General features: G+C 57.7%; 16 protein-coding genes. 11 read left to right on the top strand and 5 right to left on the bottom strand.

Annotation, left to right across the window (positions count from 1 at the left end; genetic code table 11):
• Nucleotides 1-576 precede the first annotated feature (576 nt).
• Nucleotides 577-768, bottom strand: coding sequence for a hypothetical protein (locus tag FE784_RS26760; RefSeq protein WP_139605318.1), 192 nt, complete (start codon nucleotides 766-768; stop codon nucleotides 577-579).
• 90 nt (nucleotides 769-858) lie between these two features.
• On the opposite strand from FE784_RS26760, the gene FE784_RS26755 reads away from it, so the two are divergent.
• From FE784_RS26755 to FE784_RS26745, 3 genes are read left to right on the top strand one after another with little or no spacing between them, the layout of a single operon-like run.
• Nucleotides 859-1,689: an NUDIX domain-containing protein gene (locus FE784_RS26755; RefSeq protein ID WP_139605317.1), complete on the top strand. Its 831-nt coding sequence runs from the start codon at nucleotides 859-861 to the stop codon at nucleotides 1,687-1,689.
• 22 nt (nucleotides 1,690-1,711) lie between these two features.
• Complete coding sequence (locus tag FE784_RS26750; RefSeq protein ID WP_139605316.1) at nucleotides 1,712-2,269, top strand: cysteine hydrolase family protein; 558 nt, start codon at nucleotides 1,712-1,714, stop codon at nucleotides 2,267-2,269.
• An 18-nt stretch (nucleotides 2,270-2,287) separates the two neighbouring features.
• Nucleotides 2,288-3,736, top strand: coding sequence for a nicotinate phosphoribosyltransferase (locus tag FE784_RS26745; protein WP_139605315.1), 1,449 nt, complete (start codon nucleotides 2,288-2,290; stop codon nucleotides 3,734-3,736).
• A gap of 46 nt (nucleotides 3,737-3,782) precedes the next feature.
• On the opposite strand, the gene FE784_RS26740 is transcribed toward FE784_RS26745, so the two are convergent.
• A complete protein-coding gene (locus FE784_RS26740; protein ID WP_139605314.1) occupies nucleotides 3,783-4,622 on the bottom strand; it encodes an SDR family oxidoreductase in 840 nt (279 codons plus the stop codon).
• Between the two features lie 1,012 nt (nucleotides 4,623-5,634).
• Here FE784_RS26740 and FE784_RS26735 point away from each other — a divergent pair.
• Nucleotides 5,635-6,894 carry an MFS transporter gene (locus tag FE784_RS26735; protein WP_139605313.1) on the top strand — a complete coding sequence of 420 codons (1,260 nt, stop codon included), beginning with the start codon at nucleotides 5,635-5,637 and terminating at the stop codon, nucleotides 6,892-6,894.
• A 175-nt stretch (nucleotides 6,895-7,069) separates the two neighbouring features.
• The gene (locus FE784_RS26730) at nucleotides 7,070-7,795 is read left to right on the top strand and encodes a hypothetical protein (protein WP_139605312.1); all 726 of its coding nucleotides are present in this window, start codon (nucleotides 7,070-7,072) and stop codon (nucleotides 7,793-7,795) included.
• A gap of 44 nt (nucleotides 7,796-7,839) precedes the next feature.
• Here FE784_RS26730 and glsA read toward each other — a convergent pair whose 3' ends face one another.
• Nucleotides 7,840-8,778 carry a glutaminase A gene (gene glsA / locus FE784_RS26725; protein ID WP_139605311.1) on the bottom strand — a complete coding sequence of 313 codons (939 nt, stop codon included), beginning with the start codon at nucleotides 8,776-8,778 and terminating at the stop codon, nucleotides 7,840-7,842.
• Between the two features lie 473 nt (nucleotides 8,779-9,251).
• Here glsA and FE784_RS26720 point away from each other — a divergent pair, with 473 nt between their 5' ends.
• The 6 genes from FE784_RS26720 (at nucleotide 9,252) to FE784_RS26695 (ending at nucleotide 17,742) form a co-directional block, all read left to right on the top strand.
• Nucleotides 9,252-10,115, top strand: coding sequence for an ABC transporter permease (locus FE784_RS26720; protein ID WP_246132196.1), 864 nt, complete (start codon nucleotides 9,252-9,254; stop codon nucleotides 10,113-10,115).
• 24 nt (nucleotides 10,116-10,139) lie between these two features.
• Entirely contained in the window at nucleotides 10,140-11,033 is an 894-nt protein-coding gene (locus FE784_RS26715) for a carbohydrate ABC transporter permease (protein WP_139605309.1), read from the top strand.
• Between the two features lie 39 nt (nucleotides 11,034-11,072).
• The gene (locus tag FE784_RS26710; protein WP_139605308.1) at nucleotides 11,073-12,698 is read left to right on the top strand and encodes an extracellular solute-binding protein; all 1,626 of its coding nucleotides are present in this window, start codon (nucleotides 11,073-11,075) and stop codon (nucleotides 12,696-12,698) included.
• 318 nt (nucleotides 12,699-13,016) lie between these two features.
• Nucleotides 13,017-14,585 (top strand): response regulator, encoded by a 1,569-nt coding sequence (locus FE784_RS26705; protein WP_139605307.1) that lies wholly within the window; start codon nucleotides 13,017-13,019, stop codon nucleotides 14,583-14,585.
• A gap of 1 nt (nucleotide 14,586) precedes the next feature.
• Complete coding sequence (locus FE784_RS26700; RefSeq protein ID WP_139605306.1) at nucleotides 14,587-16,311, top strand: sensor histidine kinase; 1,725 nt, start codon at nucleotides 14,587-14,589, stop codon at nucleotides 16,309-16,311.
• Between the two features lie 174 nt (nucleotides 16,312-16,485).
• On the top strand, nucleotides 16,486-17,742 hold the full coding sequence (locus tag FE784_RS26695) for a glycoside hydrolase family 18 protein (protein WP_139605305.1): 1,257 nt from the start codon (nucleotides 16,486-16,488) through the stop codon (nucleotides 17,740-17,742).
• Between the two features lie 265 nt (nucleotides 17,743-18,007).
• On the opposite strand, the gene FE784_RS42085 is transcribed toward FE784_RS26695, so the two are convergent.
• Nucleotides 18,008-18,748: a sodium:solute symporter family transporter gene (locus FE784_RS42085; RefSeq protein WP_246132194.1), complete on the bottom strand. Its 741-nt coding sequence runs from the start codon at nucleotides 18,746-18,748 to the stop codon at nucleotides 18,008-18,010.
• Entirely contained in the window at nucleotides 18,655-19,272 is a 618-nt protein-coding gene (locus FE784_RS42080; protein ID WP_246132193.1) for a sodium:solute symporter family transporter, read from the bottom strand. The genes FE784_RS42085 and FE784_RS42080 overlap by 94 nt, the downstream gene beginning before the upstream one ends.
• Between the last annotated feature and the right edge of the window lie 1,228 nt (nucleotides 19,273-20,500).

Below are 20,500 nucleotides of genomic sequence, written 5' to 3'. Positions count from 1 at the left end.
AAGTTCTCTTATCGAGTGTCTACTTTCTTGACAGAGGTCCACAGCTTCCGCTAAGTGCGGAGAATTTTCAGTAGCCATGACATTAACGGAACTGGATTCCGTTATGCTTCGAATCTGAAAATTGCGTGAGGGATTGACAGGCTAATCTTGCTGCTGCGGTTTTTCCGGAAGCCCGGCGTCAAAAGCCCCAAGTAGCGCACAGTGAGGAGGATAACCGGCGGAACGATGGAAGGGGGCATCTCCGGCAGACTACTTCCCGGCTGGCTATAGCTTAACTGTAAAACATGCATTTAAATTCGGAAATTGGACGGTATTCGGCGAAATAACTGGAAAACATGCTGTTAAATGGTCTGCTACAGTAATAATACTTGAATGCGAGCGAAAACAACTGGAGTTTTTCCAGTTATATAGAGACAGATGGGCGGTTGCCTTCTAAATAACTGCATATTTTCTGGTTGTTGAAAAAGTCAAAAAGAGAGAATTGTCATACAAAAAGGTGGGGGAAATGTCGGGAAAGCGAAGCGGTTGACTTTACAATCGTGTTGTAACCGCTAAAACTTTAAAAACAACACGATGTTAACGGATGCGGAGCGCATTCCCCCACCTCTTGTCCCAGGCGCTTCCTCTCCTTGCAGACTTTTTCAACAGCCTCATATTTTCCAGTTGCCCGGCTTTCAATCGGCTCCACGGCTGTTCCTGAATGATCGGTTCGAAGAAAGTGATGCCGCTGATGGAGCGATCCTCAATAGCGAGCTTCGGCTTCGACATTTTTAAGTGGTGCTGTAGGAAGCGAGGATTGACAACGGATTTTTAATATGTCATTATGATATTATTAAATCGAATATTCAAGGAGATGCAATGGAGAACAATCGCGATCATTCCGAAACCGAAACCGAAACCGAGTCCGAAGTCGAAGTTGAAGTCGAAATCGAGAACGAGTCCAACTATACTTCGAGCAAATACCATACGCCTGACGGGGCTCCGAGCGATATCGTCATCTTCACGATCACGTCGCGCGAGAGAGGGACGGGCAAGAAGGCATTGCCCGAGCGCGAGCTGCAGGTGCTGCTGATCGAGCGGAAGAGATGGCCGTTCGAGGGCCAGTGGGCGCTGCCGGGCGGATTTTGCGGCGAGGAGGAGAGCATGTACGACTGCGCGCGGCGGGAGCTGATGGAGGAGACCGGGGTGGCGGACGTGCATCTCGAGTATTTCAACGTCTATAGCGAGCCGAAGCGAGATCCGCGGGGATGGATCATTTCGCACGCTTTCTTCGCTCTTGTTCATGAGCGGTATTTGGCCGAACGCAAAGCGCAGGACGATGCCGCCGATGTCAGGCTGTTTCCGGTAAGCGAGGCGCTCCGGATGGATCTGGCGTTCGACCATCGGCGCATCCTGAGCGACGCGCTGGAGCGAATCCGCGAGAAAATGCTGACCACGACGATCGCCAAGGAGTTTCTGCCCGCCGAGTTTACGATCGGGGAGCTGTATCAGGTTATCCGCACGGTCGTTCCGGACTTCGAGGAGCAAAACTTTATCCGCAAAATAACGTCGACCCGCAGCAGACAAGGCATTTTGGAAGAGGCGGCGGACGAGAACGGAGCGCCGAAGCTGTCCAACCGGTATTCCCAGCGTTCCGCCCAGCTGTACCGGTTTACCGATTACGCGCCGAAGCTGTCGATATACGGTTGACAATCAGAGGAGGGTTCCCTATATGAAAGCATTGATCGTAATCGATTATACCGTCGATTTTGTAGTCGGCAAGCTGCCTTGCGGGCAGCCGGCGATCGACATCGAGTGCCGCATCGCGGAGCTGGCCGAGTCGTTTGCCGCACAGGGCGATTTCGTCGTCATGGCGGTCGACATGCACGAGGAGAACGACACGTTCCACCCCGAGCACGCGCTGTTCCCTCCGCACAATATTCGCGGAAGCGAGGGGCGGAGTCTGTACGGCAAGCTGGATGGCGTATACCGGCGGGAGCGGGAGCGGATCGTTTGGATGGATAAGACGCGCTACAGCGCCTTCTGCGGCACCGATCTGGAGCTGCGTCTGCGGGAGCGCGGCATCGGCGAGGTGCATCTGGTCGGCGTCTGCACGGACATTTGCGTGCTGCATACGGCGGTCGATGCCTACAATAAAGGGTTCCGGATCGTCGTCCATGCGGACGCGACGGCGACGTTCAATCCCCCCGGGCACGACTGGGCGCTGCGGCATTTCCAAAATACGCTCGGAGCGCAATTGCAGCATGGGGGACAGCCGGTACGATTGTGAAGGAAAGGATGAGCGACGATGACTGACGGCAATTTGACCTTGCATACGGATAAATACCAGATCAACATGATGTACGCGCATTGGATCAACGGAACGCAGAACGAGAGGGCGGTATTCGACGCTTATTTCCGCAAGCTGCCGTTCGGCAACGGCTATGCCGTGTTCGCCGGACTGGAGCGGATAGCGGACTATATTCGGAGCCTGTCGTTCGGGGAGGCGGAGCTTGCTTACTTGAGCGAGCAGGAGGAGCGGTACAAGCCGGAGTTTCTCGACGAGCTGCGCCGGTTCCGGTTTGCGGGGAATATCCATGCCGTCCCCGAGGGGACGGTCGTATTTCCGAACGAGCCGCTCATCCGGGTGGAGGGCCGCGTGTTCGAAGTGCAGCTGATCGAGACCGCCGTGCTTAATTTCATGAACTACCAGACGCTGATTGCGACGAAAGCGGCGCGGATCAAACGCGTCGCGGAAGACGACGTGCTGCTCGAATTCGGCTCGCGGCGCGCGCAGGAGGCGGATGCGGCCGTATGGGGGGCAAGAGCGGCCTATATCGCCGGCTTCGACGCCACCTCCAACATGCTGGCCGGGATGAAATTCGGCATTCCGACGAAAGGGACTCATGCGCATGCCTGGGTGCAAGGGCACGATACCGAGCAGGAGGCGTTCGACCGGTTCGCGGACGCGCTGCCGGATCAGGTGACGCTGCTCGTCGATACGTACAATACGCTCGACAGCGGCGTGCCGAGCGCGATCCGGACGGCGAAGAAGCTGGAGGAGCGGGGAAAACGGATGAACGCGATCCGGCTCGACAGCGGCGATCTCGCCTACTTGTCCAAGCGGGCCAGAGAGCTGCTCGATGCGGCCGGACTGCCTTATGTGAAAATCGTCGCCTCGAACGATCTCGACGAGACGCTCATTTTCAACCTGAAGGCGCAGCATGCCCGGATCGATACGTGGGGCGTCGGAACGCAGTTGATTACCGGGGGCAGCGAGCCCGCGCTCGGCGGCGTATACAAGCTCGTCGCACGGGAAAAGGACGGGAAATACGTGCCCGTCATCAAAATATCCGGCAATCCGGAGAAGGTGACGACTCCCGGACTGAAGCAGGCATACCGCATCGTCAACCGGGAAACCGGCAAGGCGGAGGCGGATTACATCGTGCTTCACGATGAGGAGGATGTGCGTCTCGGGAAGCGGATCAAGCTGTTCGATCCGGTACATCCGTACATTCACAAATATGTGGAGAATTACGATGCCATTCCGCTGCTGCAGCCGGTGTTCGAAGACGGGGAGCTCGCGGGCGGATTGCCGACGCTTGCGGAAATTCGCGAATATCATCGCAAGCAGCTGGAGCTGTTCTGGCCGGAATATTTGCGTAAGCTGAATCCGGAAACGTATCCGGTCGATTTGAGCGTCGCCGCTTGGGAATTGAAAATGAGCCTGCTTCATCGGTATACGAAGCAGGAATAGTGCAACGCAGGCCCTCCGGTATCCGGGGGGCCTGCTCGTCCGGCTCTCAGAGGCCGACTTCGCGCTCGCTCCATGCCCACAGCCGCTTGGCCGATGCGGCATCCCGGGCGTTGGCCGAGATGGGGGCGGATTTGCCGTCATAGAAGTACTGTCCCGTCATTCCGGTTACTTCATCCGACGTTGCCAAATAGATGGCGGTTGCGGCACCTTCGGCCGACGTCCGGAAAAAAGGACGGAGCATCTTATAGACCGATCGGCCGAATCCGGTTCGGCGGTCTACCCCGAAATTGGTGGCGACGGCTCCCGGATGAACCGCGTTCACGGTGACCGTGCCGCCCTGCAGCCGTTCGGCCAGTTCGCGCGCGAACAGCACATTGGCCAGCTTCGACTGGGCGTATCCTTTGACGGCATTGAACCTCCGGGTAAGATGCGGGTCCTCGAAATGGATTTTCCCCGCCTTATGCGCCCCGGACGACACGACGACGATACGGCCTTGCGGAGAACGACGGATAGCGGGCAGCAGCAGATTCGTCAGCAGGAAATGGCCCAAATGGTTTACGCCCATCATCGCTTCGAATCGATCCGAGGTCGTATGCCGTTTGACCGTAATGACTCCCGCATTGTTGACCAACACGTCCAGCACGTCGTGGATGGCGAGAAACCGCTCCGCGAACTGCCGGATGGCGCTCAAGGAGCCAAGATCGCAGCTCATCAATTCGATATCCGCGCTGCCGCTCTCGCGGATCGCTTGCTGCCGGGCCGCTTCGCCGCGTTCCAAGCTTCTGCACGCCATGACGACGCGATATCCGCGCCGCGCCAGCTCGGTTGCCGTCGCGAGTCCCATTCCGGAATTGGCGCCGGTGACAAGCGCCGTTTTACGTGACATGACCATCCCTCCCTCTTCCTAATCTCTATTATATAAGCTGAACGTACGAACTTCTATCGGGCTTGTCTCATGCCGAATCATGCAGCGAACCGCCGGAATGACGGCAAAATTGCGGATTGCGGCGTCTCTGTTCCATTTCTCGACAATGTTCTCCGGCCGCAAAAAAATAGTTCGACGGTACCGGAATTCGGGAATGTCGAATCCGTTGTCGGACCGGGATCGTCAAAATGACCGGGCGGGTGCGTTGCGACCGACATTCGGGCGACTTGAAGAATCTTCAATATGGAAAAAGTTCGACATGAATCGAGCGTTTTTTGCGCTTTCTGTTATGTCCTGACGCATGGACGTTTCCCAGTCGCGATCCGGGCACCCGATGCGGGAAGGTTGTCGGCAGGGATGTGCGCCAAACCGATATATTTAGACAAATATCCTTCTATGATCCTAGTTCTTTGGATGCGAAAGCGGTCCGATTCGCTAGTTCGGGTAAGCTGAAATCATAAATCCTGTAGGGCTTGATGCGCAAAAATTAAAGAATTCTTAGTGTAATTTTATATGAAAATTTAAACAGGACTTCGACATGGTTTTACAGCATTCACATGCCGTTCATGCGATAACTAATGCATGGGAATTTTTCCCGTGGGAATGGAGGGATTAATTGGGATGAAGGAAGCAGCAGGGAAGGTGCTCCTCGATATCCGGGTCATTATGGTGCAATTGGGCATGAAGCCCGATCACGGAGTAGAAGCCGCAAAATTGGAAACTGTAAAAGCCGGATAGGAGGCGAGTGAAGGAAGTTTACATATGGAATAATAGTCAACATACAGAGGGGGCTTGTAAGAGGCTTTTACATCCGGCATGTGCGTTCGCTAACATGATATTGCGTCGTCCTGGAGACGGACGTTTATATAAAAAATGGTTTTAATTGAACCTTCATTTGCGTAATGCGGAAACGATCGGTATGCTGGAAGGTGTGATTTTCCGCAAGACGGATTTACGTGAAATGGGGGATAGTATGACAACTGCGGCACCGAAAACTTCGATGGCGGACCTGTTCCGCAATCGGGTCGTACGGACCATTCTGATGTCCGCTTTGTTTCTGCAAATCGGCATATGGGTGCGCAATTATTCGATTTTATTGTATGTGATGGAGCAAACGAACGAAGATCCGGTCGCCGTGTCGCTGATCTCGGTCGCCGAATTCGCGCCGATCTTCTTGTTCTCGTTCATCGGAGGAACGTTTGCCGACCGGTGGCGGCCGAAGCGGACGATGGTCTGGTGCGATCTGCTCAGCGCCGTATCGATCTTCGTCGTGCTGCTGACGCTCATGCTGGGCAGCTGGAAGGTCATTTTCTTCGCGACGCTAGTCTCGTCGATCCTGTCGCAGTTTTCCCAGCCTTCCGGGATGAAGCTGTTCAAGCTGCACGTCTCGGATGAGCTGATGCAGATGGGGATGTCGGTGTACCAGACGCTATTCGCCCTGTTCATGATACTCGGCCCGGTTATCGGGACGTTCGTGTACCAGCACTTCGGCATTAACGTATCGATCGGGATTATGGGAGTCGCTTTTATTTTGTCGGCGGCGGTACTCGTCTTGCTGCCTCCGGATAGACGCGAGGAAACGAGCAAGGAGAAGAGTACCATTTGGCAGGAAATGAAGGACGGGATCCGTTATGTGCTGAGAAGCCGCTCGCTCACTTCTCTCGGCGGATGCTTCGCGGCGGCCGGGCTCGCGATCGGCTTGACGCAGCCTCTCGCCGTGTTTCTCGTAACCGAGCGGCTCGGCTTGCCGAAGGAGCAGTTTCAATGGCTGATGGCGGCGAACGGAATCGCCATGATCGTCGGAGGCGGGCTCGTGCTCACGCTGGCCAAGAAGGCGGCTCCGCAAAATCTGCTCGTCCTCGGCATGTCCGTCAGCGCGCTGGGCTTTCTGGTCATGGGGCTGTCGACCAATCTGTGGCTGACCTTGGCGGCGGAATTCTTGTGCGGACTCGTCATGCCGTGCATCCAGATCGGGATCAACACGATGATTTTGCGCAATACGGAGGCCGATTACGTAGGGCGCGTCTCCGGAACTCTGACCCCGCTCTTTATGGGAGCGATGGTCATTACGATGAGTTCGGCGGGCGCGTTGAAAAAAGCGTTCTCGCTCGTCGCGATTTACGAGATCGCGGTCGTGCTGTTCATCGTCGGCATTGTGGTGATGCTTCCGCTGCTGAAGCGGTCATCCGATAAGACAGGCGGGAACAACGAGCCGGGAGAAATGGCAAGCTGAAGCTGAATGGAGAAGGACGTCTGCCGTGCGCGGGCGTCTTTTTGTTCGATAAGAGACGGATTCATCGGCGTTTGAGGGCGGCATCGGGCGGTCGTCCGGCAACCTTTCGCGCTCGGGAAGCGTCTATAGGGGGAATAACGGCAGTGCAGGTTGCCGCATCCGGGAGGAATGGATCATGAAAAGGTTCGGTTCCAGCACTTTATTCGGCATAGGAGCGGCCGTCCTGCTGGTCGTCATGGCCGGTTGCGCGGACTCGCCGGCCAAGCAGCCCCAAGATCAAACGGATGGAAGGGCGCCTACGGAGCAAACGCCGACGAAACCGGACGGCAACGGCAACGGGTCCCAGGGTCAATCGAATGGGGGACAGCCCGACAAACAGCCGGAGAAGCCGGCGGCACCTGCCGTCGAGGAGCAAGGGAAAGCCGCCGTGCAGGCGTTGAAGGATAAAGACATGAACAAGCTGGCCCAGATGGCGCATCCGGACAAAGGCATCCGCATCTCGCCGTACGGATACGTGGATACGGATAAAGATTTGACGTTCAAGCCGGCCGCGGTCGGTAAGCTGTTGACGGACGACAACGTATACGAATGGGGATCGTACGACGGCTCCGGCGAACCGATCAAGCTGAAATTCGCGGACTACTACGCCAAGTTCGTTTATGACGCCGATTTCGCCAAAGCGCCGCAGACCGCGGTCAACAAGACGACCGGCAAGGGCAACATGGCGAATAATATGGGCGAGGTTTATCCCCCGGAACGGTACGACTTCGTCGAGTATCATTTCAGCGGATTCGATAAAAAGTTTGAAGGGCTGGATTGGAAAAGCTTGCGGCTCGTCTTCGAAAAAGACGGAGGCCGGCTTCTGCTGGTCGGCATCGTTCACGATCAATGGACCATTTGAAGGAAGCCGGCTTGTCCGGGGAGTGCGGGACGCTTGTATCGTTTCTAAAACATGCTCCAGTCGTACTGCTCGGACAAACGCTTGAGCAGGTGGACGCCGGCGGTGCTGTTGCCCTTGTCGTTGAGGGCCGGCCCGATGATGCCGATGCCGAGCTCTCCGGGAACGACGGCCAGAATTCCTCCGGCGACGCCGCTCTTCGCGGGAATGCCGACCTGGATGGCGAACTCGCCGGAGGCGTTGTACATGCCGCAGGTGACCATGAACGATTTGGCGATGCGCACGTATCGTTTCGGCAGCAATTCCCGTCCCGTCGACGGATCTACCCCGTCGTTCGCCAGTACGAGCCCCATGCGGGCGATATGGGCGCAGGTCACTTCGATGGCGCATTGCTTGAAATATACATCAAGCGTCGGCTCCACGTCTTCGTCCAGCACCTTGTTGTCTTTCAGAAAATAGGCGAGCGAGCGGTTGCGGTTGGCCGTCGCCGCTTCGGACCGGTACACGCTTTCGTTGAACGAAGGGCGGTCGTCTCCGGCCAGCTCGCGGATAAAGCTTAAAATGCGCCCGGACTTCTGTTCGGGCGTATCTCCGCGTATGAGCGAGGAGATGACGATCGCTCCGGCGTTGATGAGCGGATTGAACGGCTTGCCCGGTTGGACGAGCTCCAGCTTCAGCATCGAGTTGAATACGTCGCCCGTCGGCTCCATGCCGACCTTCTCGAATACGGCTTGCTCGCCTCGATCGATCAGGGCGAGGAGCAGCGTGAACACTTTGGATATGCTTTGCAGCGTAAAGGGCATGCCGCAGTCGCCGGCGGACGCGGTGAGGCCGGACTTATGGTGCAGCGCTATGCCGAGCGCCTGCTGCGGCGCGTGGGCCAGCTCGGGTATGTAGGTCGCGACTCGGCCGTCGGCGGCGTATGCGCGGCATGCTTGCACCCAGTCGGGCAGCTGTTCGGACAAATGGCGGAAATCGGTCGGCATCGGGTTAGGTCTCCTTTATCGGACGGGTTGTGAACATTTGCCTGTAGTGCAAACGGTCAGGGTACAATGGGTTAAATTCGCGGAAAAATTGCTGCTGAATCGCGGTCTCGCTGTCGCTCATCCAATAAAATACGCCGATGGACGTTGTTCCTATTATACACCAGTCTGTCGCCCGGAGTGAATCCGTGCCGTGCCGCCGACCGAAAGCTTCGGCTGCCTGCGGCCCGCCATAATCGCGACGATTATGGCGGGCTTTTCGAGTTGTAGAGGGCGCTGCCGCGACAACTTCTTTGCAAAGTAACATTTTTCGTTGGACGGTCTCGTAGAATGGAGCGGGTGCACGCCGGTATGATGAATACGGGAAGGTGATGCGTTTGAGGTCGGAAACGGTTGAAGGCGGAGAGGCGCGAAAAACGGGCGGGGCCAGCAAGTCGGTCTGGAGAAGGCTGGCCCGGCAATGGGACGTCCAGCTGATGGTCGTGCCGGCGCTGCTCTTCATATTCGTGTTCATGTACATTCCGATGTACGGCATCCTGATGGCATTCCAGGATTACGACTTGTTCAAAGGGTTTTTCGGCAGCCCGTGGGCCGGGTTCAAACATTTCCGGATGTTCTTCGAAGCGCCGGAGTTTTGGAGCGTCATGCGCAATACGGTCGTCATCAGCGCGCTGAAGCTGCTCGTCGGCTTTCCGGCGCCGATCGTCCTGGCGCTCATGCTGAACGAAGCGCGCCATATGGCGTTCAAACGGATCGTGCAGACGATCAGCTATTTGCCGCATTTCTTGTCGTGGGTCATCGTCTCGGGGCTCGTCATCTCTCTGCTGTCGGTCGACAGCGGCAGCTTGAATATCGCGCTGCAGAAGCTGCGTCTGATCGCCGAGCCGATCAACTTTTTGTCCGTCCCCGACTATTTTTGGGCGATTCTCATTACGACCGGCGTCTGGAAGGAGGTCGGATTCGCCGCCATCGTCTATTTGGCCGCGATCGCCGGAGTCGACCCGCACCTGTACGAGGCGGCGGCCATCGACGGAGCGAGTCGCCTGCAGCAAATGATTCTCGTGACGCTTCCGTCGATCTCGCCCGTCATTATCATCTTCTTGATACTCGCGGTCGGGAATGTGCTGAATGCCGGCTTCGAGGACATCCTGCTGCTCGCCCGCAATCCGGCGCTGCGGGACGTTTCCGACGTCATCGACACGTACGTATACCGGGTCGGCATTCTCGGCTCGCGGTATTCGTACGCGACGGCGGTCGGCTTGTTCAAGGCGGTTATTAGCGTCGGCCTGCTGACGATCGCCAACGGCATCGCCAGAAAGTTCGGCACCAGCTTATGGTGATCCGCATAAGGAGGTGAGTTCCGCATGAAGCCGAGCCGGGGGGACCGGATGATGCAGGCATCGATTTACGCGCTGCTGGCCGCGTTCGGGGCCGCCACCCTGTATCCGTTCTGGAACGCGCTCGTCATCTCGTTCAATACGGGCGCGGATACGGCATTGGGCGGGCTGACCGTATGGCCGCGGCAGTTTACGCTGGAAAATTACGCGATCGTCTTTCAGGACAAACGGCTGTCGAACGCATTTCTCGTCTCGGCGACGCGAACGGTCGTCGGCACGGCGCTTTCGATATGGTTTACGGCGATGTTCGGCTACGGCATGTCGGTCCGGGGGCTGATCGGCAAAAAAGGGTATATGGTGTTTTGCATCGTCACGCTGTATTTCAGCGGCGGGCTCATCCCGTTTTTTTTGCTGAACCGCGAGCTCGGCATGATGAACAGCTTCTGGGTAATGATCGTCCCGTCGTTGATCAGCGTCTGGAACATGATCGTATTCCGCACGTTTTTCGCGGCGCTTCCGGCCGGTCTCGAAGAGTCGGCGAAAATCGACGGTTGCGGCCATTTCGGCATTTTTTTCAAAATCGTCGCTCCGCTCTCCGGCCCGGTCATCGCCACGCTATCGCTGTTTACGGCGGTGTATCATTGGAACGATTGGTTTACGGCCGGCATTTTCATCTCGACGCCGGAGCTGCTGCCGATCCAGACGGTGCTTCAGCAAATCATGAACTCGAACATTATGTCCGAGCAACTGATGCAGACGAACGCGGCGGCCCAGGAGCATATGGCGAGAATGGCGGGCGTCACGACGAAGTCGCTGACGATGGCGACGATGATGGTCGCGACGATTCCGGTCGTCCTCGTCTATCCGTTTCTGCAAAAATATTTCGTCAAAGGCGTGCTCGTCGGCTCGTTGAAGGAGTGAATTTTATAATTGCGGGAATTTGCGATTGGAGGGAACGGCATGAACGTCTCGAACGGCAAATCCGCCCTGCTCGCGGCGGCGCTCGGCCTCGCCGTGGCCGCAGCCGGCTGCGACAAAGGGGACGGCGGGGACACCGGGCGGTCGGACAATGCGGAAGGCAAGTTCGCGTTCGGCGAAACGCCGCTATCGTTCAGCTTTTACGGCAGCTATGACTGGTACACGATGCAGCCGTGGGGGGGAGATATGGCGACGAAATGGATCAAGGACAACAAGAAGGTGAACGTGACCGCCATTCCGTCCGGCGGCGCGGCGGCGCAAAAGCTGAACACGATGATCGCCGCAGACGAGCTGCCGGACGTCATTTTCACCGAGCGGGGACCCGATGTGGAACGGCTGCGCAAAGCCGGCAAGCTCGTGGCGCTCGATCCGTATTTGGAAAAATACCCGAATTTGAAAAAATGGGCGTCGTCTGCCGCGATCGGCCTGCTTCGGTCCGAGGACGGCAAGCTGTACCAGTTTCCGAACTGGTACACGAAGCTTCCGACCGGCAACGGCGGCTATATTGTCAACAAAAAAATATACAAGGAGCTCGGCTCGCCGAAGCTGGAAACGTTCGACGACCTGTACGCCTACCTGAAAAAGGTGAAGGAAAGCTACCCGAACGTCGTCCCGTTTGAGGTGACGATAGCCGGGCAAGGGATCGACGTGCTGTACTCCGGCTTCGCGGCAGACCATCCGACCCAGTTCCTTTCCCAACTGGCGGTGCCGCAAGGCGGTCAGCTGACGTCGCTGTTCGTCGACCCGGTCTACAAGGAGACGATGCAGTTCGCCAGCAGGCTGTACCGCGAAAAGCTGATGACGCAGGACGCGCTGACGCAGACGCTCGACCAGGTGCGGGAAAAAGTGACGGCCGGACGGGTCGCCGTCGCGGCGGCGTTTAACGTAACCGATCTCGGCAAGCGCGGCACCGTCGCACTGATGGCGAAAGATGCGGAAGCGGGCTATTCGATCATTTGGCCGCTACGCAAGGAAGCGGTGGACAAAAACAAAGTATGGGCGACGGGGTACGACGTGCTCGGCTGGAATGTGAATGTCATTACGACTCGCGCCAAAAATCCGGAAGGCATATTCGCCTACTTGGACTGGCTGACCGGGGAAGAAGGACAGCGGCTGATCAACTTCGGACCGGAAGGCACGTACTGGCAAGGAGTCGACGAGCTCGGCACCCCGAAGCTGAAAAAGGAATATTTCGATCATTCGGAGGAGGTGGCGCGGCTGCTCGGAGTGTGGGATACGTTTACATGGGCCGGCAACTCCTCGTTTTTGAGCGGGATTAACGATCGGGTCATGCAGCAGTATCCCCCGGGCAAGGAAGATTGGGGAGCGGCGGCGCAAAGCGCGGTTACCCGCAAAACGTCGTACAACGTAACCGAGTTCATCAACCTTGACCCGGCGCCCGATTCGGAGGAAGGCATTATCGCCCAAAGGGTGCAGGACATTTACGCCGAAGCGAGAGCGAAAATGCTGTACGCGAAAAGCGACGACGAAGTAAGCGTCCTGCTCGACAAGGCGAACAAGGACGCGAACCAGGCGGGCTACGCCAAGCTGTTGAAATACAAGACGGACAAATGGCGGGAGAACCTGAAAAAAATGGGTGCGAAATAGCGAGATTGTTCGTTGTATAGATCGGTGATACTTGCCGCATCGCCGAAGTCGTCAGGGAGATTTATGTCGAAGCGAGGGCGAAAGCGATTGCGGCCGCTACCGACGCCGATGCGATCTTATCCTCGACCGGGCGGACAAAGAGGCAAAGGTGGCCGGGTGCGGCAGGCTTCTGCAGGATAAGACCGCCAAACGGCGCGAAAATCGCGCCAAAATGGGCGTCAAGTAGCAGGATAACGGGGCCGGGCCGTACGTATAGATGATACGGGGCGGGGAGCGGTTCTCCGCCGCCGATCACGCTTCGGAAAGGAACGACCGCGCATGTACAAAGTGTTGCTCGCCGACGACGAGCAGCTCGACCTGGACGGGCTTCGCCGCTTTACGCCGTGGGAAGAGCTGGGGATGGAAGTCGCGGCCGCGGTGAACAGCGGCTTTGCGGCCCTGGACGTGATGAGCCGGGAGACGATCGACGTACTCGTGACCGATATCCAAATGCCGAATATGTCCGGCCTGGAGCTTGCGAGGCAAGCGGCCGCGCTGCGTCCCGGGCTGAAGGTCGTATTCGTGAGCGGCTATGCCGATTTTCAGTATGCGAAGCAAGCGATCAAGATGAACGCCTGCAGCTATGTGCTCAAGCCGGTCGACGACGAAGACATGGCGCAGGCGCTGCGAACGGCTGTGGAGTCGCTCGACCGGGAACGGCTCGGCGAAAGCTTGGAGCGGACGTTTCGGCAGTCCGTGCCGTATATGCAAAACGAGCTGCTCGGCCGCCTGCTCGAAGGAAGGACGGACGGAGAGCCGGCCTTATCGCTCCTGCTGCAATACGGCCTCGACCGGATTCCGTTTCCCGCGGCGGTCGCCTTGTTCGAAATCGACGATCTCGACATCAGGCTGCACGCCTGTCGGGAGGAGGAACGCGCCGCCACGATGGAGCGATGGTTCGACGCGCTGCTCGGCATCGTCCGCTCGTTCGGAACCGAATACTGCCGCAAGGCCGAAGGGCGTCGCATCGCGCTGCTTCTGACCGGGCCGGAGCAGCTCTCCTTGCCCGAACGCATTGTCGCGGACATGCAGGCGCGGACGGGCGTATCCGTGACGGCGAGCCTCGGGGAGCCGGCCGCCGGACTTGCGGAATTGCACCGTTCGTACGCGCAGGCGGCGGAGGCGCTGGCATGCAAAATGTTTTACGGCAAAGGCCGCTTGATCGGGCCGGGCGACCGCGACCCGGGCGTCGCGCGGGACGTCGCGGAGTTGGGCGCCGTTTTGGACGACATGTTCGCGGCGATATCGCGCTACGAGCTCGTCCGGCTCGACGACGCCACCGGCGATTTGTTCGCGCTGGCAAGCGGCGTAGGCACGAAGCACGCGGTGTATCATTTCGTCCTGCACGCGATCGCCAAGCTGGACGATTATTTACGCGAGTTCAACGAAAATTTTTACGAGCTGACGGACACGGAGCTGCAGAGCATGGAGCTGCTGTTCCGTTTCGAAACGGCCGAAGACGTGAGAAGCTGGCTGCGGCGCAAAGTGTTCGAAATTTCCGAGAAGCTGTACCGCAAACGGGTCAAAAAAAACGGTCGGCTCGTCGAGGAAATCAAGCGGTACGTCGAGGACCGTCTCGACGGCGCCGTTACGGTGCGCGACGCCGCGAACCGGTTTTCGTTCGCTCCGAACTATTTGGGCCACCTGTTCAAGGAAGAAACCGGGATCAATTTCAGCGATTATGTCATCGCCAGACGTCTGGAAAAGGCGAGGCTGCTGCTGCAGGACCCGAAGCTGAAAGTGTACGAGGTCGCCGGCCTGGTCGGCTACCGCAGCCTTCCGTATTTCAGCCGTCATTTCAAGGAAACGTTCGGCATGACACCGGGCGAATACCGGAGGCGGTGCTGACATGCGGTCCGGGACGATCTCGTTCGGACAAAAGCTCGTCTTGTCTTATTTGGCGTTCGTGCTCATTCCGGTCGTGCTGATCGGCACGTACGCGTATACGTCGACGCGGCGGTCCGTCAAGGAGCAGTTTTCCGCGGGCATCCAGGGGACGCTGCGGCAAATGAAAGACAACGTCGCCTACACGCTGGAAGATTTGAAGCGCGTCTCCGGCCTGCTCTATTACGACCAGAAGATGCAGCAATATTTGCGCGGCTACGAGGAAGGCTGGTCGAGCTACGAGGCGACGACGAACTATTTGAAGCCGAAGCTGCTCGGCACGGTGAACGCGACCGGCGTCCCGATCTGGCTGTCCGTCTACGTCGCGAGCGGCACGCTGCCGGAAATTTACTATGCCCAAAACCAGGACTCCGACCCGCTGCAAACGAAGGTCGGCAAGTTCGAGCTGTACCATATCGGGAGGATCGCGGACCGCTCCTGGTACGCCGGGCTTCCGGGCGCGGAGGGGAAGCCCGACGCGAACGCGCGCTTCATGCAGATCGAAACGGATACGGCATTCCGCAACATTTCGCTCGTGCGCCGGCTGAACGACGAATACCGGCTGACCCCGCTCGGCTTGATCCGCATTACGGTAAAAATCGGCGAGCTGTTCAAGACGATCGACGCGCAAAAAATCGGCGACGCGAGCTACATCGCCGTCCTGAGCGAAAAGCGCGAGCTGATGTACGCCTCCGGCGATCCGCCGCCGCAAAGCGGTAAGACGGGGCGCTTTTTTACCGTCGAGGAGACGGTTACCGAGCTTGGCTGGACGATCGCGGCCTACGTCCCGAACCGGCTCGTCGAGAGCGGGGCGGCCAAGGTGCGCAATTTGACGCTGTTCGTCTGCATCGTCAGCTTTCTGTTTTTGGCGATGCTCGGCATTGTCGTCTCGCGGTTTTTCGCAAGCCGGGTCGCGAAAGTCGTGGCCGTGCTCGAAGCTTTCCGCGAGGGCGACTTCCGGCGGCGGACAGTCGATTCCGGCGGCGACGAATTCGCCCGCATTTTTCGCGCGTTGAACGAGGTGGGGGAGCATACCGACATGCTGATCCGCGACGTGTACGTCGCCAATTTGCGCAAACGGGAAGCCGAGCTGGCGGCGCTGCAGGCGCAAATCAACCCGCATTTTTTGTACAACACGCTGTCCTCGATCAGCCGTCTGGCGAAGTTCGGGGAAATCGGCAAGCTGCACGACATGGTGATGGCGCTTGCGAAGTTTTACCGGCTTACGCTGAGCGACGGGCGCGCGATCATCCCGATCGAGGATGAGTGGCAGCAGGCGCGGGCGTATGTCGACATTCAGCGTATCAAGCATAGAGACCGGCTTCGCTTCAGTTTCCGGATCGACGAGGGGTTGTTCCGGTACGATACGATCAAGCTTATTTTGCAGCCGTTCATCGAGAACGTGCTGGAGCATTCGTGGTACGGCGGCGAACCGATTTGGCTGAAAGTATGGGGCTATGCGCAGGACGAGTCGATCGTGTTCCAAATCATCGATGACGGCGTCGGCATGCCGCCGGGCAAAATCGAGAGTATTTTCGCCTCTTCCGGCGTCAAAGCCGGCTACGGCATCCGCAACGTGCACGAGCGCATCCGTTTGCAGTTCGGGGAGCCGTTCGGCGTCTCGATCCGGAGCGGGCGAGGCATCGGCACCTCGATCAAGATCGTGATCCCGAAGTTTACGGAGGGATAGCGCCGTTCAAGCGGAAGAGCCCGAGCCCTTTTTGTCTCCATCGGTGAAAAGTGCAATTTTTCGTTGATCGGAGTGCTAAAAATTTCCTTGAAAGCGCTATAAAATGGAGGAGAAAGGAGGTCCATCTTATCATGCTTTGGCATCAAGATACTGGCATCAAGGAGAGGATAAGCGATGATCAAGCGCAAATCGGCAATGTTGTTCATGCTGGTCGCCCTGTTGTCGTCCTTGTTTACGTTGACCGCGTACGGGCAGGAACAGACGGACGCTCAGACGATGACGGATACGGGTCAAGGCGGCAGCGTGGAATGGACGGTGAAACGGACGGAGGAGCTGATCTGGAAGCAGACGGAAGAAATTACGTACAAAGCGAGCGTCGTTGGCGGCACCGGCAGCGGAGGCGACAAACCGGGCGTGGCGCGGCAAGCGAACAATACGGCCTATTTGAACTCTTATTGGTTTAGCGGGGTCGAGCCTTTGACGGATGCGCAGATGAAACAGCGCGTGCTGGAGCTGCAAAAATATAAAATCAAATACCAGCTGGCGGATATCGGCATTCTCGCGAACAGCAATGACGCCTACAACGGCACGCTGCCGGAGGAAGGCTACGCGCAGCTCGGCCGCTGGATGAAACTTTCGCGGGAAACGGACCCCGGCCAAAAAATTATCGCCACCGTCAATTACGGCCAGCGGTATTTTTGGCAAAACGGCCAGCGGGTAAGCAATCCGAACTTCGGGAACGCCGTCTTCAACGACAACCTGCGGGCATTCGCCGACAAAATCGTCAATCAAGGCGTACTATACGAAGGGAAATGGTATAAGGCGGACGGCATTCAGCTCGACATCGAAGGATTCCTGCCGAATGATCCGGTGCTTATGGCGACGGCGCAGCATGTGCGGGGCGCGCTGAACGAGACGGCCATTTATTCGATCGCCTCTCCGGCCGATCCGGCCGTTTGGTCCGACGCCTACGTAACGGAAATGGCCGGCATATTCAACATGCTGAACCCGATGATGTACGATCAGATGGGCTGGGGCTCCCCGGTCGTTTCCGCGGAAACGTACCAGCAGCTGTGGAAATCGACGATAATTCGGTACGCGCACGCCATCGCGAACAGCAGCCGGCCGACCACGATGCTGAATCCGACTATGCCCGCTTACGAGAAAAAAGTGGCGGAAGACGGCACGGTGTATCACGATCCCGCGGTCGAAAACATTGTCAACGCGGCGAAAGGGCTGAAGATGGCCCGGGAGCAGCTGGCGATCGACCGGGGATCGGACCCGAGAATCGTCAAAAACGGCGTGAACGGGGCGGGCATTTTCTGGTGGAGCAAATTTATTTTGGTCGGCCCGGATCCGAACGACCCTTACGGACACGATTACGCGCCGGACCGGGAATGGTGGATGAAGGAGTGGGTAGGCCAAAAGTAAGGCGCAGCGCAGCAGGAAGCGCGGCGGAGCGCCTCATATAAGGAAAACATCCGGTTTCGCCTCAGGGCGCGGGCCGGATGTTTTCTCTTTATCCGCATGTAAAAGCTCTTCGTGCATCCGATCCAAAACGGCAACGCCCGATACTTCGCTTTTTTCACGCGCAACGAATCGCTTCTTCGGCATTTGCCGCGCCGTTCGCCTCGCCGCCGTGCGGGTGCGCTGGATCAAACGGCGTTTTCATGGAACCGGCAAGCAGCCTGCCGCCTCATTTCATATCTTCGTTCAGCGAGTCGACCAGCTCGTCGACTTCGGCCGGCACGCTGTGCTTGTGCGTAGCCATGCCGAGGCCGATGAAGAGCACGGCCGATACGATTACGGGCGAAGCGACGAGGGTGGCGGTAGAGGCCGCCTCCATTATATATTTCACATAGCCGAACGTCAGCAGTCCGCCCGCCCAAGAGACGATCGCGGCCGCCGATCCGCTGCGCTTGAATGCGGGAAGGAGGCCGAGCAGCATCGGAATCGAGATCGGCCCGATGAGCGCTCCGAACCATGTGATGAGCAGGCCGAGAATGCCGCCGAAGTCGCTCTGGTTGACCGCGACGAGAAGCGTCAGCGAGGTGAAGACGACGAGGGTGACGCGTGCGGCGAGCAGCGACGCTTTGCCGTTCAGGTTGCGGAAGCGGGCAAACAGTCTGGGCAAAATGTCGCGGGTGACGACCGACGTGATCGCGTTCGCATCCGACGTCGTCATGGCCATCGTATGCGCGAACATCGATGCGAGCACGAGCCCGATCAGGCCGGGCGGCAGCAAATCCATCGCCATCATCGAGTAGGACTGGTTCGGGTCGGCGAGCGACGGATAGAAGATCGGAGCGGCCCACATCGGGAAAAACAGGATCAGCGGCCATATCAAGTAGAGGGCGGAGGACAAGTAAGCGGCCTTGCGCGCTTCTTTGCCGTTGGGCGCCGCGAGTGGGCGAAGTCGGTCAAGGCATCCGCCCATAGTCCGCCGATCGTAATATACAAGAGCGACAAGGCACCGGATACGATAATGCCGGTCGTCAGCGGAACGTCGGCGAATACGTTCAGAATGACTGCGATCGCCGCCCACTTCGCGCCGACGTCGAATAGCTTCAGCAGCACACCGCTCCATGCCATGATTTGCTGGGTCGGGACGTTGTACCGTTTCGCCAAATATTCCGTCGGCGATTCGATGTTCAGCCGCTGCCGCAGTCGGGACCAGCGGGGGGCGATCCACCTGGCGCCGACGAAGACGGCGATCGCCACCGGAACGGCCCACCAGATGTACAGTGTGAAGCCGTACTTGTAGGCGACGCCCGCATAAGCGACGAACACGGCCGCGCTGTATCCGGACATATGGTGCGAGATGCCCGACAGCCACCACGGCATGCGGCCTCCCGCCGTGAAAAAATCGCCCGTGCCCTTCACCTGCCGATACGACCAGACGCCGATGCCGATCATTAGAAGGAAATAGAGTCCCATGACAACCCAGTCGAGTACGTGCATGCTGTTCCTCTCCTTTGCGGAATAGTTGTCGCTTAATCTGAAAGCGCTTTAACGATTCGGAATGTTAAGTTCGATTAGGGATATAGCTGAAAAGTGATGCTTCGATCAAGCGGACTGCGACATTCCGAACCAAGAAAGCTTCCGCCGAATCGCGGCCGCTCTTCTTCGCAAGACGTCGATGAATGGTTTTCTTACTAAGAGCATATTTCGATCGGGGACATTCATGACAGGTTTATCGGGACCGGTATCGAAGGCTGAAATCCATGATCGTCGCGACAGCTGCCCGTATCCGGAAGCCGGTATGGGGACGGATGCCGGTTTTGGACTGACGCACCAGTCTACCGGTGAAACCGTGAACCAAATTTGCTTATTAGTGAACCCCATTGCTACTACTCGGGTGAAGGAGCCCTTACCCAAGCATGGCCCCTAGCAAGTGGTCCGCCGGATGGGGAATGCAGCAGTCAACTGTCGCCCGGGCTAACGAACAGGAGTGACGCTATTGGAGTGAATGCCCCTATCGATCCGGTAACGGTCAGGAGAGCCTTTATCGGCTCGGAAACGGGCCGGAAAGCGCCTCGTTTCACGAAATAAGGTCTCCGGTGTCCGTTCGCTTACGAAGTCGCCCCTTTTTCGCCCGATAAGGTCCTTGGTTGTCCGTTATCTTGAGTGTCGGCCGGCTGTCTCTACCTAAGCAGTAACACCTCATTGCGGTATTTGGTCCAATTCTTGGGCAAATAGATGGAGGAGCAGGTGCAACATGTTGCGGTAAATAGAGGAACTGTATTCCGCTATTGTCCCGAATTCCGTCACGCTCTTGAGGATAGCGGAACAGACTTCCGTTATCTCGATCTTTCGGGATGAAAATGATCGTGAACGGTGGAATAGCGGAGCGGGTTTCCGTTATTTGCGACCGACATCGGTACTCGGGGTAAATAACATACGCCAGTTCCGTTATTTGATGGATTCGCGGTCTCGCGGTCCTGCAAACCCCTGCAGAGGTCGTTCGCCTTCACCGATTATGCGGAACATGTGCTTCTGTTCGCGAATTTTCCGTTATTTGCGACCGACATCGGTACTCGGGGTAAATAACATACGCCAGTTCCGTTATTTGATGGATTCGCGGTCTCGCGGTCCTGCAAGCCCCTGCAGAGGCCGTTCGCCTTCACCGATTATGCGGAACATGCGCTTCTGCTCGCGAATTATGCTACTGCAGTTTTTTCGCGATGCG

Source organism: Paenibacillus hemerocallicola (genome assembly GCF_006265175.1).
In the GTDB taxonomy this organism is placed as follows: domain Bacteria; phylum Bacillota; class Bacilli; order Paenibacillales; family NBRC-103111; genus Paenibacillus_AB; species Paenibacillus_AB hemerocallicola.
Note: the sequence above shows the minus strand (reverse complement) of the source record. Positions and strands in the feature narration are given on the sequence as shown.

Coding starts and splice junctions, on each gene's coding strand:
- FE784_RS26760 (WP_139605318.1), bottom strand. CDS start 768: ATGTCGAAGCCGAAGCTCGCTATTGAGGATCGCTCCATCAGCGGCATC.
- FE784_RS26755 (WP_139605317.1), top strand. CDS start 859: ATGGAGAACAATCGCGATCATTCCGAAACCGAAACCGAAACCGAGTCC.
- FE784_RS26750 (WP_139605316.1), top strand. CDS start 1,712: ATGAAAGCATTGATCGTAATCGATTATACCGTCGATTTTGTAGTCGGC.
- FE784_RS26745 (WP_139605315.1), top strand. CDS start 2,288: ATGACTGACGGCAATTTGACCTTGCATACGGATAAATACCAGATCAAC.
- FE784_RS26740 (WP_139605314.1), bottom strand. CDS start 4,622: ATGTCACGTAAAACGGCGCTTGTCACCGGCGCCAATTCCGGAATGGGA.
- FE784_RS26735 (WP_139605313.1), top strand. CDS start 5,635: ATGACAACTGCGGCACCGAAAACTTCGATGGCGGACCTGTTCCGCAAT.
- FE784_RS26730 (WP_139605312.1), top strand. CDS start 7,070: ATGAAAAGGTTCGGTTCCAGCACTTTATTCGGCATAGGAGCGGCCGTC.
- glsA (WP_139605311.1), bottom strand. CDS start 8,778: ATGCCGACCGATTTCCGCCATTTGTCCGAACAGCTGCCCGACTGGGTG.
- FE784_RS26720 (WP_246132196.1), top strand. CDS start 9,252: ATGGTCGTGCCGGCGCTGCTCTTCATATTCGTGTTCATGTACATTCCG.
- FE784_RS26715 (WP_139605309.1), top strand. CDS start 10,140: ATGAAGCCGAGCCGGGGGGACCGGATGATGCAGGCATCGATTTACGCG.
- FE784_RS26710 (WP_139605308.1), top strand. CDS start 11,073: ATGAACGTCTCGAACGGCAAATCCGCCCTGCTCGCGGCGGCGCTCGGC.
- FE784_RS26705 (WP_139605307.1), top strand. CDS start 13,017: ATGTACAAAGTGTTGCTCGCCGACGACGAGCAGCTCGACCTGGACGGG.
- FE784_RS26700 (WP_139605306.1), top strand. CDS start 14,587: ATGCGGTCCGGGACGATCTCGTTCGGACAAAAGCTCGTCTTGTCTTAT.
- FE784_RS26695 (WP_139605305.1), top strand. CDS start 16,486: ATGATCAAGCGCAAATCGGCAATGTTGTTCATGCTGGTCGCCCTGTTG.
- FE784_RS42085 (WP_246132194.1), bottom strand. CDS start 18,748: ATGGGCGGATGCCTTGACCGACTTCGCCCACTCGCGGCGCCCAACGGC.
- FE784_RS42080 (WP_246132193.1), bottom strand. CDS start 19,272: ATGCACGTACTCGACTGGGTTGTCATGGGACTCTATTTCCTTCTAATG.